The sequence below is a fragment of the Enterobacter sp. DVT3837 genome, assembly GCF_056238685.1.
The window spans coordinates 1,526,653-1,543,492 of record NZ_JBWDLA010000001.1 but is presented as its reverse complement, the minus strand read 5'-3'; the positions used below and the strand labels follow the sequence as shown (position 1 = coordinate 1,543,492).

At 50.2% G+C, this 16,840-nt stretch carries 14 protein-coding genes; 7 read left to right on the top strand and 7 right to left on the bottom strand.

From position 1 onward, the window contains the following. Positions 1-89 precede the first annotated feature (89 nt). From AC0XWG_RS07455 to AC0XWG_RS07445, 3 genes are all read left to right on the top strand, one after another. A complete protein-coding gene (locus AC0XWG_RS07455; protein ID WP_268047019.1) occupies positions 90-296 on the top strand; it encodes a hypothetical protein in 207 nt (68 codons plus the stop codon). A gap of 323 nt (positions 297-619) precedes the next feature. Then, the gene (locus AC0XWG_RS07450) at positions 620-913 is read left to right on the top strand and encodes a helix-turn-helix transcriptional regulator (RefSeq protein WP_000141951.1); all 294 of its coding nucleotides are present in this window, start codon (positions 620-622) and stop codon (positions 911-913) included. A gap of 69 nt (positions 914-982) precedes the next feature. Next, complete coding sequence (locus AC0XWG_RS07445; protein WP_475680508.1) at positions 983-1,963, top strand: phage integrase; 981 nt, start codon at positions 983-985, stop codon at positions 1,961-1,963. 182 nt (positions 1,964-2,145) lie between these two features. Here the strand turns inward: AC0XWG_RS07445 and cpxP are convergent, their stop codons facing one another. Further along, positions 2,146-2,652, bottom strand: coding sequence for a cell-envelope stress modulator CpxP (cpxP, locus tag AC0XWG_RS07440; protein WP_108091208.1), 507 nt, complete (start codon positions 2,650-2,652; stop codon positions 2,146-2,148). A 150-nt stretch (positions 2,653-2,802) separates the two neighbouring features. Between cpxP and cpxR the strand changes: the two genes are divergently transcribed. Continuing rightward, positions 2,803-3,501, top strand: a complete 699-nt coding sequence (gene cpxR, locus AC0XWG_RS07435; RefSeq protein WP_028018126.1) for an envelope stress response regulator transcription factor CpxR — start codon at positions 2,803-2,805, stop codon at positions 3,499-3,501. After that, entirely contained in the window at positions 3,498-4,871 is a 1,374-nt protein-coding gene (gene cpxA / locus AC0XWG_RS07430) for an envelope stress sensor histidine kinase CpxA (protein ID WP_028018127.1), read from the top strand. Before cpxR ends, cpxA begins: the two co-directional genes overlap by 4 nt. 45 nt (positions 4,872-4,916) lie before the next feature. Here the strand turns inward: cpxA and AC0XWG_RS07425 are convergent, their stop codons facing one another. The 5 genes from AC0XWG_RS07425 to AC0XWG_RS07405 all read right to left on the bottom strand — a co-directional run bounded on the left by AC0XWG_RS07425 (position 4,917) and on the right by AC0XWG_RS07405 (position 14,066). After that, positions 4,917-6,167 carry an MFS transporter gene (locus AC0XWG_RS07425; RefSeq protein ID WP_028018128.1) on the bottom strand — a complete coding sequence of 417 codons (1,251 nt, stop codon included), beginning with the start codon at positions 6,165-6,167 and terminating at the stop codon, positions 4,917-4,919. Positions 6,168-6,274: 107 nt separating this feature from the next. Beyond that, a complete protein-coding gene (locus AC0XWG_RS07420; RefSeq protein WP_475680507.1) occupies positions 6,275-7,240 on the bottom strand; it encodes a sugar phosphate isomerase/epimerase family protein in 966 nt (321 codons plus the stop codon). An 8-nt stretch (positions 7,241-7,248) separates the two neighbouring features. After that, on the bottom strand, positions 7,249-7,953 hold the full coding sequence (locus AC0XWG_RS07415) for a UTRA domain-containing protein (protein ID WP_028018130.1): 705 nt from the start codon (positions 7,951-7,953) through the stop codon (positions 7,249-7,251). Positions 7,954-8,137: 184 nt separating this feature from the next. After that, positions 8,138-8,812 carry a 6-hydroxyaminopurine reductase gene (gene yiiM / locus AC0XWG_RS07410; RefSeq protein WP_128348433.1) on the bottom strand — a complete coding sequence of 225 codons (675 nt, stop codon included), beginning with the start codon at positions 8,810-8,812 and terminating at the stop codon, positions 8,138-8,140. Between the two features lie 79 nt (positions 8,813-8,891). Then, on the bottom strand, positions 8,892-14,066 hold the full coding sequence (locus AC0XWG_RS07405; protein WP_475680506.1) for an Ig-like domain-containing protein: 5,175 nt from the start codon (positions 14,064-14,066) through the stop codon (positions 8,892-8,894). A gap of 78 nt (positions 14,067-14,144) precedes the next feature. Here AC0XWG_RS07405 and AC0XWG_RS07400 point away from each other — a divergent pair. Together AC0XWG_RS07400 and AC0XWG_RS07395 are read left to right on the top strand one after the other, a co-directional pair. Beyond that, a protein-coding gene (locus AC0XWG_RS07400) for an IS1 family transposase (protein ID WP_223216367.1) occupies positions 14,145-14,842 on the top strand; the annotation gives its coding sequence in 2 pieces (ribosomal slippage) (positions 14,145-14,394 and positions 14,394-14,842; 699 coding nt in all). A gap of 289 nt (positions 14,843-15,131) precedes the next feature. Beyond that, positions 15,132-15,829, top strand: a protein-coding gene (locus tag AC0XWG_RS07395) for an IS1 family transposase (protein ID WP_223216367.1) whose coding sequence is annotated in 2 segments (ribosomal slippage) — positions 15,132-15,381 and positions 15,381-15,829 — 699 coding nt in all. Because the reading frame shifts where the segments join, the coding sequence is not laid out codon by codon here. Between the two features lie 284 nt (positions 15,830-16,113). Here AC0XWG_RS07395 and sodA read toward each other — a convergent pair. Continuing rightward, positions 16,114-16,734: a superoxide dismutase [Mn] gene (gene sodA / locus AC0XWG_RS07390; protein ID WP_010436906.1), complete on the bottom strand. Its 621-nt coding sequence runs from the start codon at positions 16,732-16,734 to the stop codon at positions 16,114-16,116. Between the last annotated feature and the right edge of the window lie 106 nt (positions 16,735-16,840).

Here is a 16,840-nt window from a genome sequence, read left to right as displayed (position 1 = left end):
GGCTCAGGGTTTTGTGGTAAATTTTTATTGTGCCCGGCTCTTGACTGGATAGGGGCACGATATTCATTTCAAACAACAAGGAACTACTTATGACCCAAGAAGAAAAAACACTTTTCCTCTTCCAGCAAACTTGCGTGATGCTGGCCAGCCCCTCCTCCACTGTGTCCGTTGGAGGCGGCTCTATCGCAATTCCTCAATCCACGCGCATCAAAAGAAATTTCGACGATATCTATGAAGCGCTGGAGCAAAAGCTCGATGAGAAGCTAAATAAACAAAACATTTCTCAAGATAAGTAAGCAGCTAACTCCATAATCTTGCTTAAGTCTTTGCCGGAGAGATTCTTGCCTGACTCTCCGGCTTTTTCTGTCACAGCCTCGATAGCAGCTAGCGCCAGGAGAACATGGTCCTTACGTTCAACCTCGGTTCCTTCACTAAGCGACAAACCCTTTGACCTCACAGTACCCATCGTTCACCCCCTGCGGGTTACATGTTAATCTCGTAAGATCCAGCCCTTTCTAAACCGTTTGAAAACGTTCTAGCGGCTGGTTTTCACTCCTCGCAAGGTTCCATAAACGAACCTTGATGAGGGCAAATCTAGTTCTAATTTGGAACTCTGTCAATGACCTTTGAAGAGAAGCTAAAACTCATCCGCAGTGCGGAAGAGATCAACCAAGCACAACTTTCTGATATGACTGGAATTTCATTAAGTACGTTGAAGAAGATTGAGGCTGGGTATCACGATCCGGGCTGGAATGTTTTAAGCAAGATCACTCAACATCCCCGCTTTCAGAAATACACGCTATGGCTGATGACTGACAAAACCTCCCCGCAGGCTGGTCAGATTGCACCGGCCCTCGCGCACATTGGGCCAGACTCGCCGGAATCAGACCAATCCGAGAAACAGACTGGTTAACACTTTACAAGCAATACATTTTCAATATTTGTTACCAAGAAAGTGATATCTGCGCCGGAGGGCTTTCTTATGTCGATTAAGAAGCTCGATGATGGTCGCTACATGGTGGACATTAGACCGCGCGGGGCAGCAGGACGCCGCATCCGCAAGACTTTTGAGAGAAAGGCAGAAGCTACAGCGTTTGAGCAATACACGATAGCGAACGCCAGCCAAAAAGAATGGGCTGGTAAGCGCGCCGACCGGCGGCCTTTAAGTGAGTTGCTCGACGCCTGGTGGCGGTACCACGGGCAAAACCATGAAAACGGCAAAAAGGAATTCAATCACCTTTTGAAGACAATAAGCGGCCTCGGCGATCCCGTCGTTAGTCGGTTAAGCAAAAGGGATTTAATGGATTACCGCTCAAGCCGTTTGAATGCCGGGATCAAAGCATCAACGATTAATCGCGAGATGTACCGATTATCCGGCATGTTTACGAAGTTAATACAGATTGAGGAATTTAGCGGTCAACACCCCGTTAACGGGCTTCCACCACTGGCGGAAGAAAACCCGGAAATGACATTCCTGGAGCGGGAAGAGATCAACAGTTTGCTGAGCGTGCTGGAGGGGGATTATCTGTTAGTTGCCCTGCTATGCCTGAGTACCGGCGGAAGATGGTCGGAGGTCGCCACGCTTAAGCGGTCGAATATCGTTAACTGCCGCGTCACGTTCCTGAAGACCAAGAACGGGAAAAAGCGAACGGTGCCGATCTCTGAAGAGCTGGAAAACAAGGTGAAAAAAGAGGCCAGCGGGAAGCTGTTCAAAGTGGATTATGAAAGGTTCTGCAAAATACTGCGGGCGGTTAAGCCGGACATTCCGGAAAACCAGGCAACACACATCCTGCGACACACTTTTGCAAGCCATTTCATGATGAACGGCGGGAATATTATCGCCCTGCAACAGATCCTGGGGCATGCGAATATTCAGCAAACGATGGTCTATGCGCACCTGTCGCCTGACTACCTGCAAAACGCGGTTACACTGAATCCATTGCAGGGAGGAATTGCGGCATAAAATGCGCCCCGGAGTGTCCACATACTGTCCACACTCCGGGAAATTTGAAAACGTTCCAAACCTTCACAACTCTTTTTAAGTCGTTGTTTTGATTTGAATACAGAGGTAAGTGATTGATAAAAAAAACCCCCACATCATGTGGGGGAAGACAGGGATGGTGTCTATGGCAAGGAAAACAGGGTTTACTGGTTACTACGGGTACTGCTATTGCTACTGAAAAACGTCGTTTCCGAGTTTCGCTGCATCCGTGCAACCTCACGCAGCTGGTCCATACGCTGCTGATGTTTGGTGTTCAAAACCGCTTGCTGCTCGGGCGTTAGCAGGTGGAACATTTGGTTGCGGACCTTCGCCATCTCTACCTGGCGGGCAACTTGTTCCTGTGCCATTTTTTCTGCCTGAGCGCGTACAGCGCTTTCGTCAAAATTTTCTGCGGTGACAAGGCGATGCATTGTCTCCATTTCGCTAACATTAACAGGGGGCTGGTCATGTCTTGCCCTCTGCATCAGATCTCGCATCTGTTGACGCTGATGTTCGGTTAAACTTATGCCGTCAAACATATGGCTTTGGCTACTGTGCTGCGTTGTGCCCTCTTGTGAGGAACCGTTATCGCTGATGATAGCTACAGCAGCCTGGCTAAACGCACTGAACGCCAGCGTTGAGGCCATGACGGCAGCGGTAACTTTGCGCATCACTTGCTCCCAAAATCTTTCGTGTCGCGATTCAACGAGAGACAGTCTACGATTCAGGCTGCAAACATGCGTCAGGGGGTGTAAAACAACGTAAAGTCATGGATTAGACAGCCTTGATGTCGTAATTTCTGCCTCGGAGGTATTTAAACAATGAATAAAATCCTGTTAGTTGATGATGACCGAGAGCTCACATCCCTTTTAAAGGAGTTGCTCGACATGGAAGGTTTCAACGTTCTGGTTGCCCATGATGGCGAGCAGGCGCTGAGTCTCCTTGACGACAGCATCGATTTACTTTTGCTCGACGTCATGATGCCGAAGAAAAACGGCATTGATACGCTGAAAGAGCTTCGCCAGACACACCAGACACCCGTAATTATGCTGACCGCACGCGGCAGCGAACTTGACCGCGTACTTGGCCTTGAACTGGGTGCGGATGACTATTTACCGAAACCGTTCAACGACCGTGAACTGGTCGCCCGTATTCGCGCTATCCTGCGTCGTTCGCACTGGAGCGAGCAGCAGCAGAATACCGACAACAGTTCGCCGACGCTGGAAGTGGACTCCCTGAGCCTGAACCCGGGCCGCCAGGAAGCCAGCTTCGACGGCCAGGCGCTGGAATTGACCGGCACGGAGTTCACCTTGCTTTATCTGCTGGCGCAACATCTCGGCCAGGTGGTATCGCGTGAACATCTGAGCCAGGAAGTGCTGGGCAAGCGTCTCACGCCGTTTGACCGCGCCATCGACATGCACATCTCTAACCTGCGCCGTAAGCTGCCGGAGCGTAAAGACGGTCACCCATGGTTTAAAACCCTGCGTGGTCGCGGTTATCTGATGGTCTCCGCTTCATGATAGGAAGCTTAACCGCCCGCATCTTCGCCATTTTCTGGCTGACGCTGGCACTGGTTTTAATGCTCGTACTGATGTTGCCAAAACTCGACTCACGCCAGATGACGGAGCTTCTCGACAGCGAGCAACGTCAGGGCGTGATGATCGAGCAGCACGTCGAAGCCGAGCTGGCAAATGACCCGCCAAACGATTTGATGTGGTGGCGCAGGCTGTTTCGCGCTATCGACAAGTGGGCACCACCCGGGCAACGCCTGCTGCTGGTCACCAGTGAAGGCCGAGTCATTGGTGCCGATCGCAATGAAATGCAGATTATCCGTAACTTTATCGGTCAGGCAGATAACGCCGATCACCCCCAGAAGAAGAAATATGGCCGCGTTGAGATGGTGGGGCCTTTTTCTGTCAGGGACGGGGAGGATAATTATCAGCTCTACCTGATTCGACCGGCGAGCAGTTCCCAGTCTGATTTTATCAATCTGCTGTTTGACCGTCCGCTCCTGCTGCTGATTGTCACCATGTTGGTTAGCTCGCCGCTGCTGTTATGGCTGGCGTGGAGCCTGGCAAAACCGGCGCGTAAGCTGAAAAATGCCGCCGACGAAGTGGCGCAGGGCAACCTGAGACAGCATCCTGAGCTGGAATCCGGGCCACAAGAGTTTCTTGCTGCAGGTGCCAGTTTCAACCAGATGGTGAGCGCGCTGGAGCGTATGATGACGGCGCAGCAACGGCTGCTTTCGGATATCTCGCACGAACTGCGTACCCCGCTAACACGGCTACAGCTTGGTACCGCCCTGCTCCGTCGTCGCAGTGGTGAGAGCAAAGAGCTGGAACGTATTGAAACGGAAGCGCATCGTCTGGACAGCATGATCAACGATCTGCTGGTGATGTCGCGCAATCAGCAGAAAAACGCGCTGGTCAGCGAGACGGTGAAAGCCAATCATCTGTGGCATGAAGTATTAGACAACGCGGCGTTCGAAGCAGAACAGATGGGTAAATCCTTTACCGTCAACTTCCCGCCGGGGCCATGGCCGCTGTACGGTAACCCTAACACGCTGGAAAGTGCGCTGGAGAACATCGTACGTAACGCCCTGCGCTACTCGCATACGAAGATTGAGGTCGCCTTCTCGGTGGATAAAGACGGGATCACCGTGATCGTCGATGATGATGGTCCTGGCGTGAGTCCGGAAGACCGCGAGCAGATTTTCCGACCGTTCTACCGTACCGACGAGGCGCGTGACCGCGAATCTGGCGGTACGGGGCTGGGTCTGGCGATTGTTGAAACCGCCATGCAGCAGCACCGTGGCTGGGTGAAAGCTGACGACAGCCCACTGGGCGGATTACGGTTAACGCTGTGGCTGCCACTGTATAAACGTTCCTGACCCCCACGACCCCCGATGTTGCATCGGGGGTCGTGGTTCATGATCTTATGCTGCCTCACTGACTGACATAACTTTCTGTTTTTTGATGCGTTTCACCAGCAATGTCGAGCAAATAAATCCTGAAAGACTAAAGGCAATCATCACGCTGAACACATAGTTGTATCCGGTGATCCCTTTAAAGTTATCCAGAATCCAGCCGTAGAGTGTGTACGCAAACATCGCGGGCATATAGCCGATAATACAACCAAATGCCATTGCCGAACCGGCATATTGCCGTGGGGTTCCAATTTCATCCATCGGGGCAAAGAAGATGGCACGCTGCGAGAAGATGATGGCGCCAAACCCTAACGTTGCAACCATCCCGATGTAAACGTTCATCGACTGATGAGGGAGTTGCATAAACAACATCATCGCAACGGCTGAAATCAAGAACGTCCATTTCAGGTAGACCGTGGGAGACTTAGCGACTTTATCTGCCAGGAAACCACCCACCGGCCCACCCACCATTTTGAGGGCATACTGGTTAATGATCCCGTACGCCCCTACCAGCGCAACCGGAAGCATGTAGATGTCTTTCAGGAACGGGATGAAATAGGTTAAACCGCAGTAAGCCGCATACACAAAAAAGATACCAAATGATGCTAACCAGACGTTCGGGCAGGTCAGAACATGCTTAATACCTTTCAGGGTTTCAATGTTTGCGCTGCTTCCTTTAGCGTTTTTGACATGGTCATCATCAACGATGAAGTAGGTGATAACACCGGCCATCAGGGTTATGAATGTGTAGTAGAGCAAACCAGCCTGCATCCCTGCTTTCCCTTCACCAAAGTGCACAAAGACGAACAGCGCGCCAGAAGCCACAATAACGTCCACCACACCACGCCCAGCCTCCAGAAGCCCGAACAACCGCCCTTGTTCTTCTTGTGTTCCTAACAGGCGCACAGCTTTTAATAACACCGGCCAGTAAACGACATCAGCAAAGAAGGCCATCGCCGCAAAGCAAATAAGATAACCAGTGAAAGACGGCAGCGTGGATAAATAGAGACCACACAGCCCCACACCAATTAACCCGAAGGGCAGAAGGATCTTCTTAGAATAGCGGTCGGCAATATATAAAGAGAGGAAAAGCCCCGTGGTTTGCACAATCGTATATACCGTAAAACTGAGCCCTATTTGTGTATTTGTCAGCCCCCAGTCACTTTGCATTGGGACATAAAAGACATCCTTCATGCTGGAAAGCTTAAATATCGTCCCACCACCTAATACCAAAAAGCACAGACGAGCCCATTTATTCATGAACATATTCGACACCCTCACTGCAATTTTGAGAGAAAACCGTTCTGTAATATATAAAAATCCAGGCCACCCCTGAAAAAGGAAGCCGTAAGACACTGTTAAATTAATTAAGCAGGTTGTTTTATATTTATAAATTTAGCGCACAAATTACGAATAAATTCAATTTGAGAAATAGCATACTCTTTTTCCTGTGCCAGACGAGCATCAACCAGTTCATTATCAGGAAGTGGCGTAAAACTTGCGTCACGCCACGGTATCCAGGGGTTATCTCCTTCATCATCAAAACGAAATGCTGGTGCGTAATAATCAACCTCTTCTTCAAGGCCAAAAGAAGTGACCTGGGCCTGGTCGTTACCCAACAGTAAAAGTTCACGCAACATCATCTCTACAGGTAGATCGCCGAGCCCTGTACGGCAGGCTTCATGCGCCCATCCTTTACCCTCTTTTATCACTCTGGCATCCTTGATATGAACCTGAGTGATGTAAGGCGACATAGTCCGTAACGCAGCCATTGGCTCTTCATTAGCATTGATCATATTGCCAAAATCAAAGAGTATTGAGAGGTTTTTCATACCACTGTTTTTTACCAGTGTAACCAGCTCATGTCCTTTGAGATCTTCATGCTGTTCAATCGTAAACTGGATACCGCTATTATCAAACTGCGCCAGATAAGCGATATCCTGGGTGATTTTTTCCAGTACTGAATTTAAACGCCCCTCATAACGTGGATAAAATCTGACAGAGGTAGCACCTGTGGCCTGCGCAATAGCAATAGCCTCATCCAGGGTCTTTTTATCTGACGCGCTGGTTTCAATATGAATATCCAGCCCGTATTGCTCGGCTTTCTTTTTAAAAGAACCCAATTGCTCTGGTCGCATATTTCTCAGTGAAAAGGATTCACCGTCTTCAACATGCACTTTCACACCCGATAAATGATTCTGATATGCAATATCCAGTAAATCTTCAGGAAGAACTCTCTCGTAGCGCATGTTTAAATGAAAGGCATAGGCGTGCAAATAAAGACGAATATTTTTTGCACGCTCAGCCAGTTTTTCTCTGATAACGTTTTCCATAATTTTTCTCACTCATCACGAATAACCAGTTCGACGGATTCAAGTCTCCAGTACTCCAGATCAACCTGAACCACTTTCTTTTCAGAGGTGGCACGATGCTTCTCTACCAAAATACCGTACGTATTGGGTGCTACTCCCAGCTCTTTGCAGGCAAGCTCAGGCATATTGACGGGTTTGAAAATCATCTCTTTGATGGTTAAGGCAAGCCCAAACTGCTCTTCCCAGACTTTAGAAAAAGCGTGGTTTTCCAGCTTCACCATAAACTCCGGGGCGGCTTCGGCATCAATCCAGGACTCATGGTAAAAAACTTTATGATCGTCCAGTCCGCACCAGCCGGTAATCAGGTAGGGAGCCCTGGAAGACGAAAAAGCTTTCTCAATATGACGAGGGACGGTATCAACAACATCTTTGGTCAAATAACCCCAGGAAGGTTTTCGCCCCTGCGCACGCGCCTCCGCATTAAAACTGGAGAGCGATTTTGGGTTGTAGATGAATCGCCGGGGAGAGATGAACCACCCGCTGCGGTTCTTGCGGAAAATACGTGCCGCAACCTCAAGCTCAATTAAAACCTGCCTTAAGGTCATGCGTTTAGCATCAAGCAATTCGCACAATTCGCGCTCGGAGGGAAGTCTGGAGCCCGGCGGAAAATCATTAGCCGCTAGCCAACTTTCGAAGCGGTCTCTCAGGAGATCAACATTGTTTTTTTCTTTCATGTCTCGCAATCTGGTTTAAACCAATTTGAAGACACAATATTTGAGCGGAGAAAATTCTCAAGTTTTTTCGGCAAGCTGACGCTATTTTTGTGGGCCAGGTATCAAGTTCATGATTAGCGAGGACAGCGCCAGAAAGGTGCTGTCCTCTTGATTCAGGCGGAGGCTCTCGTTTTTGCAGAAACCGCTATTTCCCCCACAATCTCCGCGAATTATCCTCGATCTCCCCACTAATACGCCGCTTCTGCATCGTTCTTGTCCAGCTGGTTGATAACCCTGCCGCCGACAGGAGGCGATGATACTGGTCGTCGTCAAACGGCATATGCCAGGCTATCGCGCAGGCGTCATACACTGAGACATCGCTCAGGCGTGATGCCAGTTCCAGCGGCGCGTCCGCAGAAACTTGCCCTGCCAGCACTACGCGGTACAGCCAGCCGGTTTTGCCTGCCGTTTGCAGTTGGGCAGACATATCGCTGATGCCAAAATGGTAGTTAAGTTTGAAGCACGGTGAGCGCGGCTGCGTCACCTGAATCAGGGTGTCGCCCCAGCGGAAGATATCGCCGATGAAAACATCCCTCTCCGTCAGCCCTTCGGTGGAGAGGTTCTCGCCAAAGGCTGGTGCGACAAAGAGGTCCGCCTGCTCGGGGAATTCGGTTATCCAGTATTGATAGTGCTCGCGCGGATAGTGGCACAGCGCCCGATCGGGCCCACCGTGGATTTTCCTCTCGGCCTGCTCGTCGCCCGCAAGCCCAAGCTCGGTTAACGTCAGCTCACCGTCGACCTGCACTTTGGCGATGGCACTCGGGCGGCTGCCGTCGTACTCCCTGACCTTGCCTGTAAATACATTCACCGGGTAATGCATTGCTGCTCCTTTTTGCAGATACAAAAAAGCGAGTCATCAGACTCGCTTTTCCTTATTCCTTTCGCAAGTTTTTTAGCGGTTAGTTCACGGTAAGATCCAGCGTTAACTTGTACTCAAATGCATAGCTGGTGTGCCAGTCTTTACCCAGGAAGTGAACCAGCCCGGTGTAATGTCCTGCTGGTAAATCCGGATTATCCGTGCGAGCGTAGGTAAATTTCGCACGCATCCCACCATTGGTGCTGCAGCTCGCGGCTGCATTAAGCGGACGCAGAGAACAGTCAGACTCTCTGTACCCTTTCAAATTCACCATATACTGCTGCCCACTTTCGTCGGTCAGCATGACAGGTGTGGAAACGGCAGAATATCCGCTGGGTGCCCATTCCAGCTGAGTCGGGCCATTTGTTGGATCAACCGTAACAAAACCTAATGACGGGAACCCACCGATCTTTGCTGAAGAATAATTTGATGAATCTGAGTTAATAACCCAGGTATCTTCAATCGTGTTAATAAACTTCACGTTAGCGTTAGACAACGTCGAGTTATTAATGGAAGCCGTCACCGTTGCCATCCCGATATCATGGCCTGAAAGTGTGACAGTGGCGATACCCGAAGCATCCGTTTTGGTACTGGCAGCCGACAGAGTGTTCATCGTGGTTTGCCAGTTTATCGACGCGTCCGGAACAAGGTTCTGGTTAGCGTCTTTTACCTCAACAGTGTATTTCGCAGAATCTACACCGTTGCTGAGTGCAACCGACTTATCCACATTGAGTGACACCAGCTCAGCGGTTTTAACATCGCCGATAAAACTGACCTTAGCCGCTGTAAGCGACTGACCACCTGCCGCCAGCGTTGCCGTCATCACGGCATCACCTGCTTTTGTCGTCGTGCCACTTATCGTCGCAATACCGTTCGCATCCGTCACGCTACTGTCGCCGGATAACGTCATGGCGGCATCATTACTGCGCCAGTTCACAACTATCCCTGGCAAGAGGTTGCCATTCGCATCCTTCACCGTCACCGACCAGGTGACGCGTTCTGCGTTATCCGCCACAGCTTTCGACTTATCGGCTTTGATGGCAGATAACGTCGCCGTATCTGCGTTGCCGATGTAGTTGACCGTCAACGTTTGCTGCGTATGGTTAATTCCCGCGCCAATGACCGTCGGTTGCGCTTTTGTAGCCGTAAATGTAATTTCGGCAATACCTTCGCTATTCGTCGTACTGCTATCGGCAGGCTGGAATTCACCGCTATCGTTATCCGACCCCCAATGCACGATGGCATTGTTAACCGGGTGGTTTCCCTCATCCACCACTGTGGCCTGGAGCGTAATGACATCTTTGCCAGCCACCACATCCGCCGTTTTGCTGGAGGTAATCTGAGACACTTTCTCTGTCGCAGCATCGGCAACATAACGCAATGTCGCAGAGGGTTTATTCACACCATTGAATGTTGCAATCGCTTTGCAGGCGACAACATCCGAGCTCGACAGCATAACGTTTGACTTACCAGCATCATCAGTCACCTGCTCCGCGGCGGATAACTGATAATTCCCCGCAGGCGTTACCTGCCATCCCACATTGGCCTGACTGACCGCGTTACCGTACCGATCTTTTACTGTTGCAGTTAATGCGATTTGATCCTCGCCATTGGCTGCAGCGCTGGATTTATCTGCCACAACCGTTACGGGTATTGCGCTCTGAAGATCGGGAACAATAGTGAGTTGCACTGTTTTTTCGCTATTATTACTGCTCTTAGCCATCACTATGGTCGATGTTGCCAGCGTGCTACTGTAGGTAACGGACGTTTTACCCTCACTATCTGTCGTTGTGCTGGTTTCACTGAATATGCCACTCGCGTTATCACCAGACCATACAACCGGAGCATCTGCGACAGGATGATTGTAATCATCCATAACCGTTGCCGTTAATGTGACTTGCTCGCTTCCTGCGCTGATATCGCTGGTTTTATCTGCAACCAGTGAACGGATCGCTGCCGTAGAAGAATCGATCGTAAACGACACGCTGTCAGATGTTTCTTCATGCCCATTAACAACCGCTTTCACACGATAGTCCGCGACCTGGTCTGATTTCAGGGTAACCGAGACATTTCCCTGGGCATCAGACTCACTCGTTGTCGAGGAAAGCACACCTGTCGCTGGCACCACAGACCAGGCCGCCGTCTCGCCACTCACTGGATTACCGTTTTTATCCGTTACCACGCCAGTGAACGTGATGCTGTCCACGCCGTTAGCCATCGCAGTCGCTTTGCTCACCGACAGATCGCCAATCTGCGCTGTCGTGCTATCAGCAGTGAAAGTCACCACCGGCGCATTCCAGGCGGATCCTGTTCCAGCCTGCGCGGTGAGGCTTACGTCCCCGGCTTTCAGCGTCGTCACACTTACTGACGCAGTGCCGTCTGCACCTGTCTGTGACGTTGCTAAAGACAGTTTCGCGGAAGAAGGTGTGACGCTCCAGTTTACATCCATTCCCTGAAGCGGATTGCCATTCGCATCCGTCACGGTTGCGGTATAAGTCACCTTGTCTTTGCCATCGGCCATCGCGAGTGTTTTATCCGTGGTCACCTGCGAAACCTTGCCAGTGGCCGTATCGGCTACAAACACCAATTCAGGTGAGTTCACCGCAGTTCCCGTCGCAGTATTCACCGATACGATAACGGTTCCCTGCTGCGTGGCGGTGAGTGTCACTGACCCCATACCTGACTCATTTGTCGCATTCTGTGATGCGCTCAATGTGCCTTGCCCCTGAACAATGGACCACTGCAACGTTGATGCAGGAACCGGATGATCGTTAGCATCAACAACTTCCGCCGTCAGCGTAATACGATCATTGTTATTCGCTGTCGCCTGAGATTTATCGACATTCAGCGTTTTCACCACTGCCGTTGTGCTATCCACGGTAAAATTAAGTGCAGGAGATGTCTGCGTTTGTCCGCCCATCGTCGCCGTCACTTCAAGCGTTTCAATGCTTGCTGAAGTGACTTCAATGGTCGCTATCCCGAGAGTGTTAGTTTCAGTAGATGTCCCGGAAAGGTGGGCGGTCGCGCTGCCCGTAGACCAATCGACTTTTGCACCCTTCACCGGGTTTTTGTTGGCATCTTCCACTTTAACTTCAAGTGAAATCGTATCCTGCCCGTTCGCCAGCGCACTGGTTTTACTGGCCGTGATAGTTCCAAGGGTTGCGCTTTCGCTATCGGCAACAAAGGTGAGTTTGTCAGAGGTGACGCTCTCGCTATTGCCGGCAGTGGCGGAAACAATTCCCTGCCCGGCTTTAGCCGAGGCGATCGAGATCGTCGCCACCCCTTGTTCATTGGTGTTGCTCTGTTTATCCGCGAGATGTACCGACGTATTTGCAGAGTCTATCGCCCATTGCACAGGCTGATTAACCAGCGGATGCTGACTGTCATCAGTCACCACCGCTGTAAGCGTGATCGTATCCTGATTATCCGCTTTGGCGACGGTCTTATCCGCTTCAAGATGCGTCACGACGGCGGAATCGGCATCAGCGGTGAATTGCAGCGCAGGGCCTGTAATCGATTCGCCATTTTCCAGTTGCGCGTTAACCGTCAGACTAAGTACATCGTGACTGGTGACCGATACCGTCGCATTACCTTGCGCATCGCTGGTGCTTTGCGCAGCAGAGAAAACGGCATGCGAGTTATCCCCCTGCCATTTAACCTTCGCACCTTGTACCGGTTCATTCGCCGCATTAACCACATGCGCCGTCAGCATAATCGCATCCTGACCGTTCGCCAGTGCCGTATTTTTTGACGCCTCCAGATGGTCAAAGTGTTGAGAGTCGTCTGTTGCATCAAGAGTGACCACGGTTTTATTCAGCTTCGTCGTATCGTACAACGGCTGGATTGTCACATCCCCCGGCACACTTCCGCTGGTGAATGTACTCACATACACCCCTGCGGACTGTTCCCGAAACGCCGTCATTTTCTCGCTAACCAGGTCGGTACCCACCGTCTTTTTCCGTGCGGACACGCGGAGCAACTGGCTGCTCAGATGGCTGGCAAGCCCCGTAATTTTCTGCCCGCCACCGGATGTTATCGTCACCATGACTTGTGTGGTACTCACGCCATCGGCTGGCAAATGCGTATTTTCGGAAGTGGTATCAGAAGTGACCTGAGTGACGTCAAATCCATTCACCGCCACGGTCATATGCGCGGTATCAGATTTATTTCCTCGATTGTCATAAGCCGTTGCGGCTACCACATACATATTTTTCTCAGCACCGTTTTGCTCATAATGCGGTAATACAACAAACCAGGCGCCATTTTTCTCGCTAATTTTCCCGCCATTTTTAACCAGATTTTCGTCTTGCCAGACAATATGATCGACAGGGTATTTTGTCTTAACGTTCACAGTAACAGGCACTGTTTTCGATTCAACGCCTTCAATACGCTCAGGAAGCGAGAGCGAAATAAGATCCTGCTTACGGTATTCCAGCACAATGTTATTGTTACGATTAACCAGATCCATTCGACTGCCAAGTAATGTGCGGCGCTCTTTGACTTTTTCGGAGTCTAGCTGTGTTGCAATGGGTACACCCGGCATCCAGTTAACATTAAATTCAACCTGTGTATCATTGTGATCACCCTTACCCATTTTTTGGTTAAGACCAAATGAAAGAAGGGGGAATGGGGTAAAGTTAATTCCAGCAGTAACAGCATAAGGATTTTTTTGGCGGTCATCATCGTCGTCACCAAACAAGGCAACATCGTCGCCATAATATTGTTCCCAGACCAGTTTTGCGCCGAGCTGAGGATAAACGGGTAAATACCCCTCTGTACGCACATCATAGCCATCTGCGACGCGCTCTTCGTAATCCTGATGTGTTGAAGATGTTTTCCACCCGGAAAGGCGTTTATAACCGTTGGCACTGAGCTTCAAGTAGTCCCAACCTAATTCGCCACCGATACCCATTCGCTGGTGCGTATTGCCGGATACTTGCTGATCATAGAAGGCGTTCACCCCCCACATCCAGCTATCAGCAAAGTAGCGATAGCCAAGGCCGGCGTTGAAGATGTTACGATCGTCTTCGCGTCGCCCACCCAGTTGCGTGAATAATAAATTGGCGCCTTTATCATCATACAGCGGGAGCAGCAGATCCAGATTCGCACTCTCCAGCGAAAAGTTCTGATCAAGACCAATATTCACTCTGGCCGTGCCAAATTGCTGCAACCACTGTTGAATTTCATTAGTGGCTTTACTTGAACCGCTATTAATCAAGGAATTTATAATAGCGTCACTTTGGTAATGGTGCCAACTTACTGATTTAGTGTACGATGGTGTTTTTGAGGTGCTCCCGTGGCTTCCATCTCCATCAGTTGTCCCTCCTGCTCAGCTACTGAAGGCGTGGTGCGTAACGGTAAAAGTACTGCCGGACATCAGCGCTATCTCTGCTCTCACTGCCGTAAAACATGGCAACTGCAGTTCACTTACACCGCTTCTCAACCCGGTACGCACCAGAAAATCATTGATATGGCCATGAATGGTGTTGGATGCCGGGCAACCGCCCGCATTATGGGCGTTGGCCTCAACACGATTTTACGTCACTTAAAAAACTCAGGCCGCAGTCGGTAACCTCGCGCATACAGCCGGGCAGTGACGTCATCGTCTGCGCGGAAATGGACGAACAGTGGGGCTACGTCGGTGCTAAATCACGTCAGCGCTGGCTGTTTTACGCGTATGACAGGATACGGAGGACGGTTGTGGCGCACGTCTTCGGTGAACGCACTCTGGCCACACTGGAGCGTCTTCTGAGCCTGCTGTCGGCCTTTGAGGTCGTGGTATGGATGACGGATGGCTGGCCGCTGTATGAATCCCGCCTGAAGGGAAAGCTGCACGTAATCAGCAAGCGTTACACTCAGCGAATTGAGCGGCATAACCTGAATCTGAGACAACATCTGGCAAGGCTGGGACGGAAGTCACTGTCGTTCTCAAAATCGGTGGAGCTGCATGACAAGGTCATCGGGCATTATCTGAACATAAAACACTATCAGTAAGTTGGAGTCATTACCCGTCACTTTTATTATCCTGGCTTAATAATGAGCCAGCACCAGAAAGCACCCCGGCTATATCTTTATCACTATCGCGGGTATCTGATGGCGTATCTTTTACTTTTGTAGTATTATTTTCACCACTTTTTGTATTGATTTCTACGTTCCGATTTGTTTCGGCATGCGCGGGAAACGAGAACAAGAATGCATTACAAAACGTGAAGTGCAGGTAAAAAAACAGGTAATGGTGCCAACTTACTGATTTAGTGTACGATGGTGTTTTTGAGGTGCTCCCGTGGCTTCCATCTCCATCAGTTGTCCCTCCTGCTCAGCTACTGAAGGCGTGGTGCGTAACGGTAAAAGTACTGCCGGACATCAGCGCTATCTCTGCTCTCACTGCCGTAAAACATGGCAACTGCAGTTCACTTACACCGCTTCTCAACCCGGTACGCACCAGAAAATCATTGATATGGCCATGAATGGTGTTGGATGCCGGGCAACCGCCCGCATTATGGGCGTTGGCCTCAACACGATTTTACGTCACTTAAAAAACTCAGGCCGCAGTCGGTAACCTCGCGCATACAGCCGGGCAGTGACGTCATCGTCTGCGCGGAAATGGACGAACAGTGGGGCTACGTCGGTGCTAAATCACGTCAGCGCTGGCTGTTTTACGCGTATGACAGGATACGGAGGACGGTTGTGGCGCACGTCTTCGGTGAACGCACTCTGGCCACACTGGAGCGTCTTCTGAGCCTGCTGTCGGCCTTTGAGGTCGTGGTATGGATGACGGATGGCTGGCCGCTGTATGAATCCCGCCTGAAGGGAAAGCTGCACGTAATCAGCAAGCGTTACACTCAGCGAATTGAGCGGCATAACCTGAATCTGAGACAACATCTGGCAAGGCTGGGACGGAAGTCACTGTCGTTCTCAAAATCGGTGGAGCTGCATGACAAGGTCATCGGGCATTATCTGAACATAAAACACTATCAGTAAGTTGGAGTCATTACCAAAAAACACCTGCAAACATATTGTTAGCCTTTTATTAACATGCATGGACATTGACCTGAAAAGGGTGAGAACAAAAGCGTTAGCAACTGTCAGCCAGAATATTTTTCAGGTCAAATTATATTCATACAGATAAACCTCGAGTGCTGATATTTTCTTAATTAGAATTTAAGTAAAAATAATCTGATACGCTGAGAGGAAACAATTAAAAAAGCCTGGTGAAATTAACCAGGCTTCATTTATGAATTAACCGGTGATGCCGATATCAGGGATTATTTTTTAGCAGCAAAACGTGCAGCGGCTTCGTCCCAGTTAACAACGTCCCAGAATGCTTTGATGTAGTCCGGGCGACGGTTCTGGAATTTCAGGTAGTAAGCATGTTCCCATACGTCCAGACCCACGATTGGGAAACCGGATGCACCAGAAATTGCTTCACCCATCAGAGGGGAATCCTGGTTAGCCGTTGAAACTACCGCCAGTTTGTCACCTTTCAGTACCAGCCACGCCCAGCCAGAACCAAAACGCGTTGCAGCCGCTTTTTCGAATTCTGCTTTGAAGTTGTCAACTGAACCGAAGTCGCGCTCGATCGCCGCTTTCAGGTCACCCTGCAGGGTGGTACCGGTTTTCAGGCCTTTCCAGAACAGGCTGTGGTTCGCATGACCACCTGCGTTGTTACGCAGTACGGTTTTCTTGTCCGCTGGCAGTTGATCCAGTTTGGTGATCAGCTCTTCAGCAGACAGGTTAGCGAACTCTGGCAGGCTTTCCAGCGCCGCATTCGCGTTGTTCACATAGGTCTGGTGGTGTTTAGTATGATGGATTTCCATCGTCTGCTTGTCGAAATGCGGTTCCAGTGCGTCGTAGGCATACGGCAGGGATGGCAGTGTATAACTCATAATCCTCTCCATTATTGTCGGGCGGCACAGCTGTTAATGCCGCGTAAGCAGTTGGTTCATTATAGTTAATTAAATGATATTGAAAATGATTATCAATGCCGTAATT